Annotated in this window: 2 protein-coding genes; both read left to right on the top strand. The window is 41.8% G+C overall.

The window, feature by feature from the left end; translation table 11 throughout:
• Window positions 1-104: 104 nt before the first annotated feature.
• Window positions 105-665, top strand: a complete 561-nt coding sequence (locus tag CYP51_RS07115; protein WP_258032816.1) for a cation diffusion facilitator family transporter — start codon at window positions 105-107, stop codon at window positions 663-665.
• A gap of 1 nt (window position 666) precedes the next feature.
• On the top strand, window positions 667-844 hold a 178-nt coding region (locus CYP51_RS07110), incomplete at its 3' end, for a nitrilase-related carbon-nitrogen hydrolase (protein ID WP_275935714.1).

Genomic DNA, 844 nt, shown 5'->3' with positions numbered 1-844 from the left:
CAAAGCCAGAGGCCTTGGCTGCGCAATCTGAGAGCATCCTCCTCGTCGTGTCTGCTGGACATAGCATTTATGAGTGCGTGAAGAAATTAAGCAAGTGAAATTCAGTGATAGACCTTGGCTTAAGCCTTGGTGTGATGGTTTTTTCGGTAGTTGTGACGTTATGTTTGGTGCTATTTTTAAACCAAATTTCTAAAAAAAGTGGAAACCTTATCATAAAAGCAGACGCACTGCACTATAAGATCGACCTTTTTAGCAACCTAGCAGTCATCATCTCGCTACTTATCATTAAATTTAGCGGATTTGTGATGATAGATGCGATCTTTGGTATCGTGATAAGCGGCTACATCGCTCAAAGTGCTATAAATTTAGGTAAAGACGCCTTTGGTATCTTGTTAGATCATGCAGCAAGCCCTGAAGTCACAGAGGGGATCATCAAGATGATAAAGGCAAAAGAAAGAATTTCTGATTTTCACTATCTAAACACAAGGCAGAGCGCAAATACCATATTTTTAACGCTGCATTTAGTTTTTGACAAAGATATCTCGCTTTACGATGCGCATGAGGTGGCCGACTCGCTTGAAGCTGAGATAAGAGAGAAATTTAGGGATTATTCGTGGCAGATAACCACGCATTTAGACCCGTACAACGACAAAGAAGGGAAATGAGATGAAAGTAGCACTACTTCAACAAGAATTTAAAGGCACAAAAGAGGCGACTATCGCAAAGACGCTTGAGCTAATCGCTGAGGCAAAAAAGGGAGGTGCTGATCTCGTGGTCTGTCAAGAGCTGCACCAGACGCAGTACTTTTGCCAAAGCGAGGATACAAATTTCTTTGATCACGCAA

The organism is Campylobacter concisus (assembly GCF_002912895.1).
GTDB classification, from domain to species: Bacteria; Campylobacterota; Campylobacteria; order Campylobacterales; family Campylobacteraceae; genus Campylobacter_A; species Campylobacter_A concisus_G.
This window is presented reverse-complemented; position numbering and strand designations above follow the sequence as displayed.